The 15,488-nt window shown below is 71.7% G+C and carries 16 protein-coding genes; all 16 read left to right on the top strand.

All coding sequences use genetic code 11. The features are described 5' to 3' along the window. Positions 1 to 3 precede the first annotated feature (3 nt). The 16 genes from lysA (at position 4) to ACFPYL_RS20635 (ending at position 15,471) form a co-directional block, all read left to right on the top strand. Positions 4 to 1,398 carry a diaminopimelate decarboxylase gene (lysA, locus tag ACFPYL_RS20710; RefSeq protein ID WP_379158883.1) on the top strand — a complete coding sequence of 465 codons (1,395 nt, stop codon included), beginning with the start codon at positions 4 to 6 and terminating at the stop codon, positions 1,396 to 1,398. Next, positions 1,398 to 2,720 (top strand): homoserine dehydrogenase, encoded by a 1,323-nt coding sequence (locus tag ACFPYL_RS20705; RefSeq protein ID WP_379158881.1) that lies wholly within the window; start codon positions 1,398 to 1,400, stop codon positions 2,718 to 2,720. The genes lysA and ACFPYL_RS20705 overlap by 1 nt, the downstream gene beginning before the upstream one ends. Then, complete coding sequence (thrC, locus tag ACFPYL_RS20700) at positions 2,717 to 3,814, top strand: threonine synthase (protein WP_379158878.1); 1,098 nt, start codon at positions 2,717 to 2,719, stop codon at positions 3,812 to 3,814. The genes ACFPYL_RS20705 and thrC overlap by 4 nt, the downstream gene beginning before the upstream one ends. 5 nt (positions 3,815 to 3,819) lie before the next feature. After that, on the top strand, positions 3,820 to 4,722 hold the full coding sequence (gene thrB / locus ACFPYL_RS20695; RefSeq protein WP_379158875.1) for a homoserine kinase: 903 nt from the start codon (positions 3,820 to 3,822) through the stop codon (positions 4,720 to 4,722). Positions 4,723 to 5,024: 302 nt separating this feature from the next. Continuing rightward, positions 5,025 to 6,803, top strand: coding sequence for a transcription termination factor Rho (gene rho / locus ACFPYL_RS20690; protein ID WP_449289726.1), 1,779 nt, complete (start codon positions 5,025 to 5,027; stop codon positions 6,801 to 6,803). Between the two features lie 161 nt (positions 6,804 to 6,964). Beyond that, on the top strand, positions 6,965 to 7,339 hold the full coding sequence (locus tag ACFPYL_RS20685; protein WP_379158870.1) for a response regulator transcription factor: 375 nt from the start codon (positions 6,965 to 6,967) through the stop codon (positions 7,337 to 7,339). Between the two features lie 167 nt (positions 7,340 to 7,506). Further along, the gene (locus ACFPYL_RS20680) at positions 7,507 to 9,078 is read left to right on the top strand and encodes a sensor histidine kinase (RefSeq protein WP_379158867.1); all 1,572 of its coding nucleotides are present in this window, start codon (positions 7,507 to 7,509) and stop codon (positions 9,076 to 9,078) included. A gap of 126 nt (positions 9,079 to 9,204) precedes the next feature. Then, entirely contained in the window at positions 9,205 to 9,429 is a 225-nt protein-coding gene (gene rpmE / locus ACFPYL_RS20675) for a 50S ribosomal protein L31 (protein WP_224120953.1), read from the top strand. 84 nt (positions 9,430 to 9,513) lie between these two features. After that, positions 9,514 to 10,587 (top strand): peptide chain release factor 1, encoded by a 1,074-nt coding sequence (gene prfA / locus ACFPYL_RS20670; RefSeq protein ID WP_379158864.1) that lies wholly within the window; start codon positions 9,514 to 9,516, stop codon positions 10,585 to 10,587. Beyond that, positions 10,584 to 11,417, top strand: a complete 834-nt coding sequence (gene prmC, locus ACFPYL_RS20665) for a peptide chain release factor N(5)-glutamine methyltransferase (protein WP_379158861.1) — start codon at positions 10,584 to 10,586, stop codon at positions 11,415 to 11,417. Before prfA ends, prmC begins: the two co-directional genes overlap by 4 nt. Positions 11,418 to 11,421: 4 nt before the next feature. Further along, positions 11,422 to 12,087, top strand: coding sequence for an L-threonylcarbamoyladenylate synthase (locus ACFPYL_RS20660; protein ID WP_379158858.1), 666 nt, complete (start codon positions 11,422 to 11,424; stop codon positions 12,085 to 12,087). Positions 12,088 to 12,092: 5 nt separating this feature from the next. Further along, entirely contained in the window at positions 12,093 to 13,331 is a 1,239-nt protein-coding gene (locus ACFPYL_RS20655) for a glycosyltransferase family 4 protein (protein WP_379158855.1), read from the top strand. Positions 13,332 to 13,613: 282 nt separating this feature from the next. After that, positions 13,614 to 13,847, top strand: a complete 234-nt coding sequence (locus tag ACFPYL_RS20650; RefSeq protein ID WP_379158852.1) for a hypothetical protein — start codon at positions 13,614 to 13,616, stop codon at positions 13,845 to 13,847. A 6-nt stretch (positions 13,848 to 13,853) separates the two neighbouring features. After that, the gene (locus ACFPYL_RS20645) at positions 13,854 to 14,294 is read left to right on the top strand and encodes a hypothetical protein (protein ID WP_379158849.1); all 441 of its coding nucleotides are present in this window, start codon (positions 13,854 to 13,856) and stop codon (positions 14,292 to 14,294) included. After that, positions 14,291 to 15,133: a F0F1 ATP synthase subunit A gene (gene atpB, locus ACFPYL_RS20640; RefSeq protein WP_379158846.1), complete on the top strand. Its 843-nt coding sequence runs from the start codon at positions 14,291 to 14,293 to the stop codon at positions 15,131 to 15,133. The genes ACFPYL_RS20645 and atpB overlap by 4 nt, the downstream gene beginning before the upstream one ends. A gap of 71 nt (positions 15,134 to 15,204) precedes the next feature. After that, positions 15,205 to 15,471, top strand: a complete 267-nt coding sequence (locus tag ACFPYL_RS20635; RefSeq protein ID WP_379158843.1) for a F0F1 ATP synthase subunit C — start codon at positions 15,205 to 15,207, stop codon at positions 15,469 to 15,471. The last annotated feature ends 17 nt before the right edge of the window (positions 15,472 to 15,488 follow it).

The raw sequence follows: 15,488 nt of genomic DNA, 5'->3' as shown, positions 1-15,488 counted from the left end.
CCGGTGTCCCACGAGGCGGGCTGGGCGCACGCGCCCGGAGCACTGCGCGGGCCGGCCTGGCTGACGCCGCCGGCCGACCCCGACGCGCTGGTCCCGCACCTGTGGTCGCAGACCGCCCACAAGGTCGACGGCGAGCTGCACGTCGGCGGGCTCGCGGTCCCCGAGCTGGTCGCGAACGTCAACACCCCGGCGTACGTCCTCGACGAGGCCGACTTCCGGTCCCGGGCCCGGGCGTTCCGCGACGCGTTCTCGGCGTACGACGTCTTCTACGCCGGCAAGGCGTTCCTGTGCACCGCGGTCGCGGCCTGGGTGGCGGAGGAGGGGCTCAGCCTCGACGTCTGCTCCAACGGCGAGCTGACCGTCGCGCTGCGGGCCGGGTTCGACCCGGCGCGGATCGGCTACCACGGCAACAACAAGTCGCTCATGGAGCTGCGTCGTGCGGTCGACGCGGGCGTCGGCCGGATCGTCGTCGACTCGTTCGACGAGATCGAGCGGCTCGTGTCGATCACCTCCGACGGCCTGACCGCCAAGGTCATGGTGCGGGTGACCGCCGGCGTCGAGGCGCACACCCACGAGTACATCGCGACCGCCCACGAGGACCAGAAGTTCGGCTTCTCGATCAGCAGCGGCGACGCGTTCGAGGCGGTCCGCCGGATCGAGGAGGCGCCGGGGATCGAGCTGCTCGGCCTGCACTCCCACATCGGCAGCCAGATCTTCGACTCCTCCGGCTTCGAGGTCGCGGCCCGGCGGGTGCTGGCGCTCCAGGCCCGGATCAGCGCCGAGCTCGGCGTCACGCTGCCGGAGATGGACCTCGGCGGTGGCTTCGGCATCGCCTACACGACCCAGGACGACCCGGCCGACCCGGCGCAGCTCGCGACCGAGATGAGCAAGATCGTCGAGCACGAGTGCCGCGCGCTGGGGATCCCGGAGCCGCGGCTCTCGATCGAGCCCGGCCGCGCGATCGTCGGTCCCGCGATGTGCACCGTCTACACCGTCGGCACCGTGAAGCGGGTCCAGCTCGACGGCGGCGCCGTGCGCACCTACGTCTCCGTGGACGGCGGGATGAGCGACAACATCCGCACCGCGCTCTACGACGCCGACTACTCCTGCACGGTCGCCTCGCGCTCCTCGGACGCGGCGCCGGTGCTGGCGCGGGTCGTCGGCAAGCACTGCGAGGCCGGTGACATCGTGGTGAAGGACGAGTTCCTCCCCGGCGACGTACGCCCCGGCGACCTGGTCGCCGTGCCCGGCACGGGTGCGTACTGCCGCTCGATGGCCTCCAACTACAACCACGCGCTGCGGCCCCCGGTGGTCGCGGTGCGGGACGGGGTCGCGCGCGTCGTCGTGCGCCGCGAGACTGAGGACGACCTGTTGGCGACGGACATGGGTGATCAGTAATGGAGAGCGACAAGCCCCGGACGAACGGGCTGAGGGTGGCGGTGCTGGGCTGTGGCTCGGTCGGCTCCCAGGTGGTGCGGCTGCTCGACGAGCAGGCCGGCGACCTCGCAGCACGTGTCGGCGCACCGGTCGAGCTGGTCGGCGTCGCCGTACGCCGGTTGGACGCGCACCGCGACGTCGAGGTGCCCGAGGGGCTGCTGACGACGGACGCGACGGCACTGGTGGCCCGCGACGACGTCGACCTGGTGGTCGAGGTGATCGGCGGCATCGAGCCGGCCCGGTCGCTGATCCTGGCGGCGCTCGAGAACGGCAAGTCCGTCGTGTCGGCCAACAAGGCGCTGCTCGCCGAGGACGGCCCGACGCTCTTCGAGGCGGCCGACAAGGCCGGCCGCGACCTCTACTACGAGGCCGCCGTGGCCGGTGCGATCCCGATCCTGCGCCCGCTGCGCGAGTCGCTCGCCGGTGACCGGGTCACCCGGGTGCTCGGCATCGTCAACGGCACCACCAACTTCATCCTCGACAAGATGGACACCTCCGGCGCCGGGTTCGCCGAGGCGCTCGAGGAGGCCCAGGAGCTCGGGTACGCCGAGGCCGACCCGACGGCCGACGTCGAGGGCTTCGACGCCGCCGCGAAGGCCGCGATCCTGGCCTCGCTCGCGTTCCACACCCGGGTCACCGCCTCCGACGTGCACCGCGAGGGCATCTCCGAGGTCACCGCCGCCGACGTCCAGTCGGCGCGGGAGATGAACAGCGTCGTCAAGCTGCTCGCCATCTGCGAGCTGCGCGAGGGCGAGGACGGCCAGGGCGCCGTCGCGGTCCGCGTGCACCCGGCGATGATCCCGAGGTCGCACCCGCTGGCGTCGGTCCGCGAGGCCTACAACGCGGTCTTCGTGGAGTCCGACGCCGCCGGTCAGCTGATGTTCTACGGTCCCGGCGCGGGCGGATCGCCCACCGCGTCCGCCGTCCTCGGCGACCTGGTGACCGTCGCCCGCAACCGGCTCGCGGACACCCGCGGACCGGGGGAGTCGGCGTACGCCGACCGCGCGGTGCTGCCGATGGGGGAGACCGTCACGCGCTACCACGTCGCGATCGACGTCGCCGACCGCGCGGGTGTGCTCGCCGCGGTCGCGACGGCGTTCGCCGAGCACGGCGTCTCGATCCAGACGGTCCGCCAGGAGGGCCGCGACGCCGACGCCCAGCTGGTCGTCGTCTCGCACGAGTCGACCGACGCCCAGCTCGCCGCGACGGTCGAGTCCCTGCACGGGATGGACATCGTCCGCGAGGTCACGTCCGTCATGCGCGTCGAAGGAGTCGCCGAGTGAACGCCCCCCAGTCCGCCCGGGCCCACCAGTGGCGCGGCGTGATCGAGGAGTACCGCCCCCTGCTCGAGATCCCCGAGGGGACGCAGGCCGTCACCCTCCGCGAGGGCGGCACGCCCCTCGTGTTCTCGGAGTGGCTCTCCGGCCTCACCGGCGCCGAGGTCTGGCTCAAGGTCGAGGGCAACAACCCGACCGGCTCGTTCAAGGACCGCGGCATGACCGCCGCGATCTCGGTCGCCAAGCACGACGGCGCCCAGGCCGTGGTGTGCGCGTCGACGGGCAACACGTCCGCGTCGATGGCGGCGTACGCCGCGAAGGCCGGCCTCAAGCCGCTCGTCCTGGTGCCGGAGGGCAAGATCGCCGCCGGCAAGATGGCGCAGGCGCTGATCCACGGGGCCCAGGTCATCATGGTGCGCGGCAACTTCGACGACTGCCTCGGCCTCGCCAAGGGGCTCGCCTGGGACTACCCGGTCGCGCTGGTCAACTCGGTCAACCCGGTGCGCCTCGAGGGGCAGAAGACCGCCGCCTTCGAGATCGTCGACTTCCTCGGCGACGCCCCCGACTACCACCTGCTGCCGGTCGGCAACGCCGGCAACATCTCGGCGTACTGGCTCGGCTACACGCAGTACGCCGACGCCGGGATGGCGACCAAGAAGCCGGTCATGCGCGGCTTCCAGGCCGAGGGTGCGGCGCCGCTCGTCACCGGTGAGCCGTTCCCCGACCCGGAGACGCGGGCGACCGCGATCCGGATCGGCAACCCGGCCTCGTGGAAGCTCGCCGAGGCTGCCCGCGACGAGTCCGAGGGCGCCTTCGCCTCCGTCACCGACGACCAGATCCTCGCCGCCCAGCGCGAGCTGGCCGCCCGCGACGGCGTCTTCGTCGAGCCGGCCTCGGCCGCCGGCGTCGCCGGGATGCTCCAGGAGCTCGCCGGCGGTACGTCGTACCGCGGCAGCACCGTCGCGATCACGGTCACCGGGCACGGCCTCAAGGACACCGCGACGGCGCTCGAGGGACTCGCCGAGAGCGGCCGCCCGATCGTCGACACGGTGATCGACGCCAACGTCGTCGCCGCCGCTGCCGCCGCCGGGCTCGCCTGACCGGCATGACGACCTTCGTCGACGGCCCGGTGCGGGTGTCCGTCCCCGCGACCTCGGCCAACCTCGGACCCGGGTTCGACTCCCTCGGCCTGGCCCTGTCGATGCGCGACGAGCTGGTCGCCGAGGTGACCACCGGTGGGCTGGAGGTCGAGGTCAGCGGCGCCGGCTCCGACGAGGTGGCCCGCGACGAGACCCACCTCGTCGTGCGCTCGATGCGTGCTGCCTTCGACCTGATGGACGCCCGGCCCCCGGGGCTGCGACTGTCCTGCACCAACGTCATCCCGCACGCCCGCGGCCTCGGCTCGTCCTCCGCGGCGATCGTCGCGGGCGTCGTGCTGGCCCGCGGCCTGGTGGCCGGTGGCGCGCTCCTCGCCGACGACGCGGCGCTCTTCGGGCTGGCCGCACGGCTCGAGGGACACCCCGACAACGTCGCTCCCGCCTTCTACGGGGGCTTCACGATCTCGGGCCGCGACGAGGACGGTGAGTTCTACTCGGTCGGCTCGCCGGTCGACCCGCGCGTCGCCGCCGTCGTGTTCGTGCCGCCGACCCCGGTGTCCACCGAGCTCGCCCGCGGGCTGCTGCCCGCCGAGGTGCCGCACGCGGACGCCGCGGCCGACGCCGGTCGGACTGCGCTCCTGGTCGCCGCGCTGGCCGGTCAGCCGGAGCACCTGCTCCGCGCCACCCGCGACTACCTGCACCAGCACTACCGCCGCCCGGCGATGCCCGACTCGCTCGACCTGGTCGACCGGCTGCGCGCCGACGGCGTCCCCGCCCTCGTGTCGGGCGCCGGGCCCACGGTCCTGGCCTTCACCGACCCGACGGCCGCCGCGGCGCTGCTTGCCCGGTGTCCCGACAGCTGGGCGGGCCACCTGCTCGACGTGGAGACCGTCGGCGCACGCCTGTCCTGACGGGTGTATCTTGAGAGCGCGCCGAGTTCTTCGGCGTGGCACCGCCGGCCGTGACGCCGGCATCGTGCACCCTCTTCCTCGCCAGGTGGCGGCTTCCTGCCGCCCAGCAGCCCCGCGGCTCCGCACCCGCGAGCCACGGCCGGCAGGGAAGCACTGACCAGTACGCCGTCGGCCCGAGGCCGGTACGGCTCTGAACGTGGGAAGGACCTCACGTGACGGACACCATCGAAGGCGCCACCGACTCCGGGGCGGGCACCGCAGGCGCGGCCCCCGCCAAGAAGCGCGGCGGCGGACTCAACTCCATGCTGCTCGCGGACCTCAAGTCGATGGCCGCCGGCATGGGCATCGCGGGCTCGGGAGCCATGAAGAAGGCCCAACTCGTCGACGCCATCAAGGCGCACCAGTCCGGCGGCTCCCGCCAGGACGCCCCGGCCCCGGAGAAGGGCCAGGAGAAGAGCCAGGAGAAGCCGGCCCGGGAGAAGGGCCAGGGCAAGCAGCGCGACCAGCAGCCCCAGGACCAGCCCGCCGAGGACAAGCCCCAGCAGGAGCGCCGCCAGGAGCAGCGCGATCGCCAGCAGGGCAAGCAGGGCGGCAACCAGGGCAACCAGGGCGGCCAGCAGGACCGCCAGCAGGGCAAGCAGCAGGGCAAGCAGGACCAGAAGGGCGACCAGAAGGGCGACCAGCAGGGCGGCCAGCAGGGCGGCCAGCAGGGCAACCAGCAGGCGCGCCAGGACCGGAACCAGCAGAACAACCAGCAGGACCGGAACCAGCAGGACCGCGGCCAGCAGAACAACCAGAACGAGCAGCAGGGCGACGACGACGGCGAGGGCGACGGCACCCGCCGCAACCGCCGGCGCCGGGGCCGCGACCGGGTGGCGCGTCCCGCGGGCACCGGCGGTGGCCAGCGCAACGAGCCGGACACCACGATCCTCGAGGACGACGTGCTGGTGCCGGCCGCCGGCATCCTCGACGTCCTCGACAACTACGCGTTCGTCCGGACCAGCGGCTACCTCGCCAGCTCCGACGACGTGTACGTGTCGCTGTCGATGGTCCGCAAGTTCGGCCTGCGCCGCGGTGACGCGATCGTCGGCCAGGTGCGCCAGCCCCGCGAGGGGGAGCGCAAGGAGAAGTTCAACCCGATGGTCCGGATCGACGCCGTCAACGGCGCCGACCCGGAGGTCGCGAAGAACCGGGTCGAGTTCTCCAAGCTGACGCCGCTCTATCCCTCGGAGCGGCTGCGCCTCGAGACGGGCGCCGACAACCTGATCGGCCGGGTCATCGACATCGCGGCGCCGATCGGCAAGGGCCAGCGCGGCCTGATCGTCTCGCCGGCCAAGGCCGGCAAGACCATGATCCTCCAGTCGATCGCGAACTCGATCACGACGAACAACCCCGAGTGCCACCTGATGGTGGTGCTGGTCGACGAGCGCCCCGAGGAGGTCACCGACTTCGAGCGCTCGGTCAAGGGCGAGGTCATCTCCTCGACCTTCGACCGGCCGCCGGCCGACCACACGACGGTCGCCGAGCTGGCGATCGAGCGGGCCAAGCGGCTCGTCGAGCTCGGCCACGACGTCGTGGTCCTGCTCGACGGCATCACCCGCCTGGGCCGGGCCTACAACCTGGCCGCGCCGCCGAGCGGCCGCATCCTCTCCGGCGGCGTCGACTCGGCCGCGCTCTACCCGCCCAAGAAGTTCTTCGGCGCCGCGCGCAACATCGAGAACGGCGGCTCCTTGACGATCCTCGCGACGGCACTCATCGAGAGCGGCTCGAAGATGGACGAGGTGATCTTCGAGGAGTTCAAGGGCACCGGCAACATGGAGATCCGGCTGCGCCGCGAGTTCGCGGACAAGCGGCTCTTCCCGGCGATCGACGCCGTCCAGTCCGGGACCCGCCGCGAGGAGCTGCTGCTGAGCAAGGAGGAGCTGGCCATCGTCTGGAAGCTCCGCCGGGTGCTGTCGTCGCTCGACGGGCAGCAGGCACTGGAGCTGCTGCTCGAGCGCCTGAAGAAGTCCCAGACGAACATCGAGTTCCTCATGCAGGTCCAGAAGACGACCCCGACCGTGTCCGGTCGGGAGGAGTAGACCACGGGTCTGGACGGGCTGCTCCAGACGGGAGTGGCCCGTCATGCTCGATCCGGCCGCGGCTGCGGTTAAGGTGCGTGTGGAACACGTGCCCTAGGGTGTGTGTCGCAAGTCGGCGCCGTTGCGAGCGGGTCGCAACATGACAGTGGAAGGGGACCCGCGTGGCTCGGATCCTGGTCGCGGACGACGACGTCGACATCCGTGAGCTCGTCGAGTTCAAGCTCTCGACCCTCGGGCACGACGTGGTAGCCGTCGCAGACGGTGCCGCGGCGATCGAGGCGTGTCAGGCCGAGCGCCCCGATCTGGCGGTGCTCGACGTGATGATGCCCGGCGTGTCCGGGCTGGACGCGATCCGCGCGATCCGGGCGGACCCCGGCCTGGCCGACCTGCCCGTCATCCTGCTGACGGCGCGCGCCCAGGAGTCGGACGTCGAGACCGGCTTCGACTCGGGCGCCGACGACTACATCACCAAGCCGTTCAGCCCGCGCGAGCTCGCCTCGCGGGTCCAGGCGCTGCTCACCCGCTCGACCACCTGAGCGTCCAGCTGACCCTCCGGCCGACCCCAGCGCTCCCGCAAGGTACCCGCAAGGTCCCCGCAAGGGAGGCCGATCCGGCAGTCCGACGCTCGGGGCGGAGGTAGCCTGCTGGTCGGGGAGGGGTGCTTGGCGCGCCCCAGATGAGAGCACTGGGGGGTGTTCTGAGCATGACGGGTCGTCCGGTGGCGCGCGTCGTCTCGTCCGTCTTGGCACGGATCGGGCTCCTCGTCGCGCTCTCGACCGCCGTCGCGGTGATCGGTGTCGTGATCGCCGCCGTCGCCGTCGGTGACCTCACCGACGACCTCGCACCCGCCGCCGCGGCCAACCAGGCCGTCTACCAGGACCTCACGGACATGTCGGCCGCCGCCGAGTCGTGGTCCAGCACCGGGCTGCCCGCGGCGGCCGACGACTACCGGCAGGCCACGCTGCGACTCGGCGCCCACGAGCAGGAGGTCCGCTCGTTCGCGACCGGCGACGAGTCGCTCGAGACCGCGGTCGAGCGGCAGGAGACGGCCGCCGCGCTCTGGATCGACGGGTACGCCGAGCCGCGGATGGCCGCCGAGGGTGGCGTCGGCGCGACCGCGCGCGACGCCCGGGCGGGCAACGCGGCGTTCGACGCGATCCGCTCCGCGCACCAGACCACGACCCAGGCGTTCGACAGCCGGGTGCGCTCGGCCAGCGACGGTGTCTCGCTGAGGCTGCGGGGCACCGTCCTCGCCGTCGTCCTGCTCGCCGCCCTCGCAGCCGTCGTGATGACCCGCTCGCGCCGCCGTCTGCTCGGCGAGCTCTCGACCCCGCTGCTCGCGCTGGAGAAGGTCGTGCAGCGGATGGCTCGCGGCGACCACGACATCCGGGCCGCGGCCGCGGGTCCGAAGGAGGTCCAGGCGGTCGCGCAGGCCCTCAACGACCTCGCCGACGCCCAGACCCGGGCGCGGGCGGTCGAGATCTGGATCCAGCGCGAGCTGCGCACCCTCGACACCGCCAAGGACGACTTCGTCGCGAACGTCTCCCACGAGCTGCGCACCCCGCTCACGACGATCAGCGGCTACCTCGAGCTGGTCGCCGAGGAGTTCGAGGGGCAGATGCAGCCGCGCCACGAGCGGATGCTCGACGCGACGCGCCGCAACGTCGCCCGCCTGAAGATGCTGATCGACGACCTGCTGACCCTCCAGCGCGCCGAGGGCAGCAACCAGCAGATGGAGCCGGTCGACCTGGCCGCCCTGGTCCGCGACGTGGTGATGGACGTGAAGATCACGGCCGCGCGCCGCAGCATCCGGATCGGGGTGAAGGCGCCCCAGGTCGACGTCTCGGTGCTGGCCGACCGGGCGATGCTGCACCGGGCGTTCCTCAACGTCGTCAGCAACGCCGTCAAGTTCAGCCACGACGACGGCATCGTCGACGTCGCGATCACGACCGGCCGCGGTCAGGTCGAGGTCGCGGTCACCGACCGGGGCATCGGCATCCCGTCCGGCGAGATCGAGCGGCTCGGCACCCGCTTCTTCCGGGCGTCCAACGCGGTGACCAACGAGATCGCCGGCACCGGCCTCGGTGTCCGGATCATGCAGACCATCGTCGACCGCCACGCCGGCGCCGTCGTGATCGACTCCGAGGAGGGCGTCGGCACCACCGTGACGGTCCGCCTCCCGGTGCAGGCGCCGCCGCCTCAGCTGACCGTCGTGACGCCGCCGGCGGTGCTCTCCGTGGTCGACAACGAGCCCGCCCACGAGCCCGCTCCGTAGCGCTCCGCAGCGGGAATGTTGTCGATTACCCAAGCGTTCTGACCCGTGACACAATCGTCTGTCGGCTCCGGTTCACGCCTCCTCGCAGGGAGCGAGGCGACCCGGCGGCCATCGAGAGGACACACCGTGAAGAAGGACATCCACCCGGACTACATCGAGACCCAGGTGACCTGCACCTGCGGCGCTCAGTTCACCACCCGCAGCACCGCGACCTCCGGCACGATCCACGCCGACGTCTGCTCGCAGTGCCACCCGTTCTACACCGGCAAGCAGAAGATCCTCGACACCGGCGGTCGCGTCGCCCGCTTCGAGGCCCGCTACGCCAAGAAGGCTGCCGACGCCAAGAAGTAGCTGTTCTCGAGCGCCGGTCGTCACCTTCGGGTGACGACCGGCGCTCGTGTTTTCTCCACCCATCAGCTGACCCGGAGGGGCGTCATGTTCGAGGCCGTCGAAGGCATGCTCGCCGAGCACGAGGAGATCGAGGCGCGCCTCGGTGCGCCCGAGACCCACGCCGATGCCCGGCTCGCGAAGCAGCTCAACCAGCGCTACGCCGCGCTCTCGTCGATCATCGCCGCCTGGCGCGACTGGCAGCAGCTGGGTGACGACATCGAGGCGGCCCGGGAGCTCGCCGGGGAGGACCCGGCGTTCGCCGAGGAGGCCGACCTGCTCGTCGAGAGCCGGCACGCCGCCGAGGAACGGCTGCGCCGGCTCCTGGTGCCGCGCGACGAGGCCGACGACAAGGACGCGATCCTCGAGCTGAAGTCGGGCGAGGGCGGCGAGGAGTCGGCGCTCTTCGCCGGCGACCTGCTCCGCATGTACACCCGGTACGCCGAGGCGCGCGGCTGGAAGGTCGAGGTCCTCGACGCCGCCGAGTCCGACCTCGGCGGCTACAAGTCCGTGACGGTCGCCGTGAAGGCCAAGGGCGCCTCCGAGCCCGGCACCGCGCCGTACGCCCTGCTGAAGTTCGAGGGCGGCGTGCACCGCGTGCAGCGCGTCCCGGTGACCGAGTCCCAGGGCCGCGTGCACACGAGCGCCGCGGGCGTGCTCGTCTTCCCGGAGGCCGAGCAGATCGACGTCCAGATCGACGAGAACGACCTGCGCATCGACGTCTACCGCAGCAGCGGCCCCGGCGGGCAGAGCGTCAACACGACGGACTCCGCGGTCCGGATCACGCACGTCCCGACCGGCATCGTGGCCAGCTGCCAGAACGAGAAGAGCCAGCTCCAGAACCGCGAGCAGGCGATGCGGATCCTGCGGGCGCGGATCCTGGCCGCGGCGCAGGAGAAGGCCGACGCCGAGGCCGGCGAGGCCCGGCGCAGCCAGGTCCGCACCGTCGACCGCTCCGAGCGGATCCGCACCTACAACTTCCCGGAGAACCGGATCTCCGACCACCGCACCGGCTACAAGGCCTACAACCTCGACCAGGTGCTCGACGGCGACCTCCAGCCGGTCCTCGACTCGTGCATCGAGGCCGACCTCGCCGCCCGCCTCGAGGCGCTCGAGCAGTGACCCCACGGGAGCTGCTGCGCGCCGCGTCCGGGCGGCTCCGCGAGGCCGGCGTCGCCAGCCCCGAGCACGACGCGGCCGAGCTGCTCGCCCACGTGCTCGGCACCACCCGGTCGCGACTTCCACTGGTCGACGACGTCCCCGCCGCCGCGCTGGAGGAGTACGACGTCCTCCTCGTCCGCCGTGCGGCCCGGGAGCCGCTCCAGCACCTCACCGGCACGGCGTACTTCCGCCACGTCGAGCTCGCCGTCGGGCCCGGTGTCTTCGTGCCGCGTCCGGAGACCGAGCTGCTGGCGGGCTGGGCGATCGGGCACGCGGTCGCGGGCGCGGTCGTCGTCGACCTGTGCACCGGGTCGGGTGCGGTCGCGAAGGCGATCGCCGACGAGGTCCCGGGGGCGGTCGTGCACGCCGTCGAGCTCGACGAGTCCGCCCACCGGTGGGCCGAGCGCAACCTGGCCGGGACGGGTGTCGACCTGCGCCAGGGCGACATGGCGACCGCCTTCGACGACCTCGCCGGCACCGTCGACGTGCTGACCTGCAACCCGCCGTACATCCCGCTCGACGCGTGGGAGTCGGTGGCGCAGGAGGCCCGCGACCACGACCCGCACCTCGCGCTCTTCTCGGGTGCTGACGGCCTGGACGCGATCCGCGTGCTGGCCGCCCGCGCCGCCGTGCTGCTGCGGCCCGGGGGAGTGGTGGGGTTCGAGCACGCCGACGTCCAGGGCGAGTCGGCACCCGCGGTCTTCGCCGCCACCGGCCGCTGGACCGACGTCCGCGACCACGCCGACCTGGCAGGCCGAGCACGCTTCACCACCGCGCGACTGGCACGATGAGCCTGTGACGAGCGAGCGCTATCCGACCGGGACCGACGAGGAGCGGGAGGCGGCCGTCGAGGCGGCCGCGATCGCGGTGCAGCAGGGCGAGCTCGTCGTGCTGCCCACCGACACCGTCTACGGCCTCGGCGCGGACGCCTTCGACCCCGGCGCCGTCCAGGGCCTGCTCGACGCCAAGGGCCGGGGTCGCGACATGCCTCCGCCCGTGCTGGTGAGCTCGGCGACGACCCTCGACGCGCTCGCGGTCAAGGTGCCCGGCTACGCCCGGGCCTTGGTCGAGGAGTTCTGGCCGGGACCGCTGACCCTGGTCTGCCACCAGCAGAGCTCGCTGCAGTGGGACCTCGGTGACAACCGCGGCACGGTCGCGGTGCGGATGCCGGACCACCCGATCGCGCTCGAGATCCTCGAGCGCACCGGCCCGCTGGCGGTCAGCTCCGCCAACAAGACCGGGATGCCGGCCGCGACCGACGCCGACCAGGCGATCGAGATGCTCGGCGACGACGTCGACGTCGTGGTCGATGCCGGTCCCTCCCCGGGCGGCGAGGCGTCCACGATCATCGACGTGACCGGTCCGCAGGGCCGGGTCCTCCGGCACGGCGCCCTGAGCCTGGAGGCTCTCAACGCGGTCCTCGAGCCGCTCGGCGCCACGCTGACCGACGAAGAGGACTGAGGCCCTTGCGGGAGTACCTCCTCGTCTTCCTCGTCGCCGCGGCGACGACCTACCTCCTCACGGTCATCGCCCGCGAGATCGCGCTGCGGACCGGCGCCGTCGCGAAGGTCCGCGACCGCGACGTGCACGCGGTCCCGGTCCCGTACCTCGGCGGCCTGGCGATGCTCGGCGGCCTCGTCGCGGCGTACGCCGTGGCCCGCGAGCTGCCGTTCCTCTCGCGCAGCGGCCCGATCGTCTTCCACGACGCCGGCGTGGTGCTGATCGCCGGCGCCCTGATCTGCGCCGTCGGCGTCCTCGACGACCTCTTCGAGCTGGATGCCCTCACCAAGCTGGGCGGGCAGGTGCTGGCCGCGGGGTTCCTGATCGCGTTCGGGATCCAGTACATGTTCTTCACGGGCAGTGACGGCACGCAGTTCCCGATCCAGCCGGCGCAGGGCGCGCTGCTCACGGGGTTCGTCGTCGTGGCCACGGTCAACGCGGTGAACTTCGTCGACGGCCTGGACGGGCTGGCCGCCGGCGTCGTCGGCATCGGCGCCCTGGCCTACTTCGTCTTCTGCTACCAGCTCGCCAACATCAACCACGTCCCACTGGCCACGACCGGCGCCCTGCTCAGCGCCGCGCTGGCCGGGGCGTGCGGCGGGTTCCTGCCGCACAACTTCCACCAGGCGCGGCTCTTCATGGGCGACAGCGGGTCGATGCTGATCGGACTGGTCCTCTCGGCCAGCGCGGTGACGCTGACCGGGCAGTTCGCGCCCGACCAGATCAGCGAGGGCGGCGCCGGCACGCAGGCCAGCCTGCTGCCGACCCTGCTGCCGCTGCTGCTGCCGGTCTCGATCCTGATCGTGCCGATGCTCGACCTGCTGCTCGCCGTCGTACGTCGTACCCGTGCGGGCCGCTCGCCGTTCGCCCCGGACAAGCAGCACCTCCACCACCGGCTGCTCGAGATCGGCCACTCCCACCGGCGCGCCGTGCTGATCATGTACCTGTGGGCGGCCCTGGTGGCCTTCGGCACCGTGCTGATGAGCCTCTACAGCGACGAGACGTGGACCTGGGTCGCCCTGGGCTCGATGGCCGCGGTCACGATCGGCCTGACCTTCCTGCTGCCCAAGCTGCACCACCCGCCGGAGATCGGCCCGCTGGTGGACGAGGGGGCCGGCGACGCCAGCGACGCCAGCGGCGCCGGTGGCCCCAGCGACGAGGGTGGTGGGGGGACCCCCGGTCAATCACTTCCCGAAGGCGCCTGAGAGACTGCTCCTCGTGCCCGGGAGAAGGGCGGTTTCGACCGCCCGGATCGCTTGTGCTAGTTTTCACAAGCACCCCCTTGCACCGCCCGCACCAGCCACGAGAGAACGGCCGCCGACGATGACGACCGCGACGATCCGGACCCCGGTGATCACCCCGGAGTTCGGCCTGTCTGGCTGTGGTAGTTTCGCGCAGTCGCCGGATGCCGCGAGGGCTCGAGCCCGTGGTCACCGTGATGGCGTCTTCACGCCTGCCGATGCCGGCAAGAGAAGCACTGTCGACGAATGGGACTTGGGTGGATGGGCGATGAGCGTTCTGACGCCGGGCTCCGCGGCCGCGACCTCATCGGCCTCGGCGGTCTCCTCGCCGGCTGTGTCGTCGTGGGGCTGGTCGTCGGCCTCCTCGTCGACGACGCCGCGGACAGCGCACCGGTGGGCGTCCTCATCGGCATCGGCCTCGGCATCCTCGCCGGCGCCGTCGGCTTCGTCGTCAAGGTCCGCGCCGCCCTCCGCGGGTGAGCGCCGATGAGCACGACGGAGATGAACACGCACATGACGGACGACCAGCCGCCGGTGAAGGCCTCGCTCCTGCGCGTCATCCGTGACCAGCGGAAGATCTGCCTCGTCGCGCTCGGGATGATCGTCGCGTCGTACTGGGTCGCCGGTGCCGCGGGACGGTGGCAGCTGGCCGGCTGCATCGCCGCAGGCGTCGCGCTCGGCCTCGCGAACCACCTCGCCACCGAGTGGTGGCTGCTGAGGATCATCAGCTCGGGCAAGCAGCCGACCAAGGGTCAGCTCACCGCCTCCACGATCATCCGGCTGGCCGTCCTCACGGTCGTGGCGGTCGCCATCGCCGCCGCGTTCTGGCCCGACGGCATCGGCCTGCTGCTCGGCCTCGCCATCTTCCGTCTCATCGCCCTGGTGATGACCACGATCCCGCTGCTCAAGGAGTTGAAGAACCAGTGACCGGTCTGACTGCCGTGCTGCCGTTCGAGTCTGACATCCAGATCGGGCACCACGTCACGCGCGAGTGGATGGGCATGACGTTCAACATCGACACGATCATCTCCACGGCGGTGGCGGGTGGGCTCGTGCTGCTGCTCGGCTTCCTCACCGTGCGCGCGATGAACAAGAAGACCGAGGACCACGTCCCGACCAAGACCCAGATCCTCTGGGAGGCCGTGGTCGGCGAGGTCAACAAGCAGGTCGAGGACAACCTCGGCAAGGTGCACCCGTACGTCGCGCCGCTCGCGATCTCGCTGTTCTTCTTCATCCTGTTCTGCAACTGGCTCGAGCTGCTCCCCACGGAGCTCAACGAGCACCTGCACCTGCTGCCGGCGCCCACCGCGGACACCAACCTCACCTACGCGCTCGCCGCGGTGACGATGGTCAGCGTGTGGACCTACGGCATCCGCCAGAAGGGTGTGAAGGGCTACTTCCGCCACTTCATCGAGCCGTTCCCGGTGCTCGCGCCGCTGAACATCCTCGAGGAGCTGATCAAGCCGATCACCCTGGCGCTGCGACTCTTCGGCAACATCTTCGCCGGCGGCATCATGCTGGCCCTCATCGGACTGATCCCGGCGTACGCGCTGTGGGCGCCGAACCTGCTGTGGAAGGCCTTCGACGGCATCATCGGCGTCATCCAGGCCTTCATCTTCGCGCTGCTGACCGTCCTCTACTTCGCGATGGCCGGCGCCGGCCACGAGGAGCACGAGACGCACGAGGCGTACGAGGACGAGCAGCGCAGCAAGAAGGCTGCCGAGGCAGCCGAGGCCGACGAGGCCGCCCCCGTTCCAGCGCACTGACCCACCCGGGTCGGGGCGTGACCAGAGTTCAGTAACAGGCACCGGGTCCCGGTGCGTAACCAAGGAGAGACATGGCAACCGAAACTACAACTGCCGACGCCGTCAAGCTGGCTGGTGCCTTCGTCGGCGGTGGCATCGCCCTTGCTGGTGGCGCCATCGGTGCTGGTATCGGTGACGGCCTCGCGGGTTCGTCCTACATCGAGGGTGTCGCTCGTCAGCCCGAGGCGCAGGGTCGCCTGCAGACGATCTTCTTCCTGACGGTCGGCCTGGTCGAGGCGATGTTCTTCATCAACCTCGCCTTCATGGCGCTGTTCGTCTTCGTCCTCGGCGCTGCGTGAGATAGGGCCCTAGGCCC

It is taken from the genome of Nocardioides hankookensis (assembly GCF_042658885.1).
In the GTDB taxonomy this organism is placed as follows: Bacteria; Actinomycetota; Actinomycetes; order Propionibacteriales; family Nocardioidaceae; genus Nocardioides; species Nocardioides hankookensis.
Note: the sequence above shows the minus strand (reverse complement) of the source record. Positions and strands in the feature narration are given on the sequence as shown.

Excerpts from the sequence above, each read along its gene's own strand:
- ACFPYL_RS20705 (WP_379158881.1), top strand. The coding sequence starts at position 1,398 with ATGGAGAGCGACAAGCCCCGGACGAACGGGCTGAGGGTGGCGGTGCTG.
- thrB (WP_379158875.1), top strand. The coding sequence starts at position 3,820 with ATGACGACCTTCGTCGACGGCCCGGTGCGGGTGTCCGTCCCCGCGACC.
- rho (WP_449289726.1), top strand. The coding sequence starts at position 5,025 with ATGCTGCTCGCGGACCTCAAGTCGATGGCCGCCGGCATGGGCATCGCG.
- ACFPYL_RS20680 (WP_379158867.1), top strand. The coding sequence starts at position 7,507 with ATGACGGGTCGTCCGGTGGCGCGCGTCGTCTCGTCCGTCTTGGCACGG.
- prfA (WP_379158864.1), top strand. The coding sequence starts at position 9,514 with ATGTTCGAGGCCGTCGAAGGCATGCTCGCCGAGCACGAGGAGATCGAG.
- ACFPYL_RS20650 (WP_379158852.1), top strand. The coding sequence starts at position 13,614 with ATGGGACTTGGGTGGATGGGCGATGAGCGTTCTGACGCCGGGCTCCGC.
- ACFPYL_RS20645 (WP_379158849.1), top strand. The coding sequence starts at position 13,854 with ATGAGCACGACGGAGATGAACACGCACATGACGGACGACCAGCCGCCG.
- ACFPYL_RS20635 (WP_379158843.1), top strand. The coding sequence starts at position 15,205 with ATGGCAACCGAAACTACAACTGCCGACGCCGTCAAGCTGGCTGGTGCC.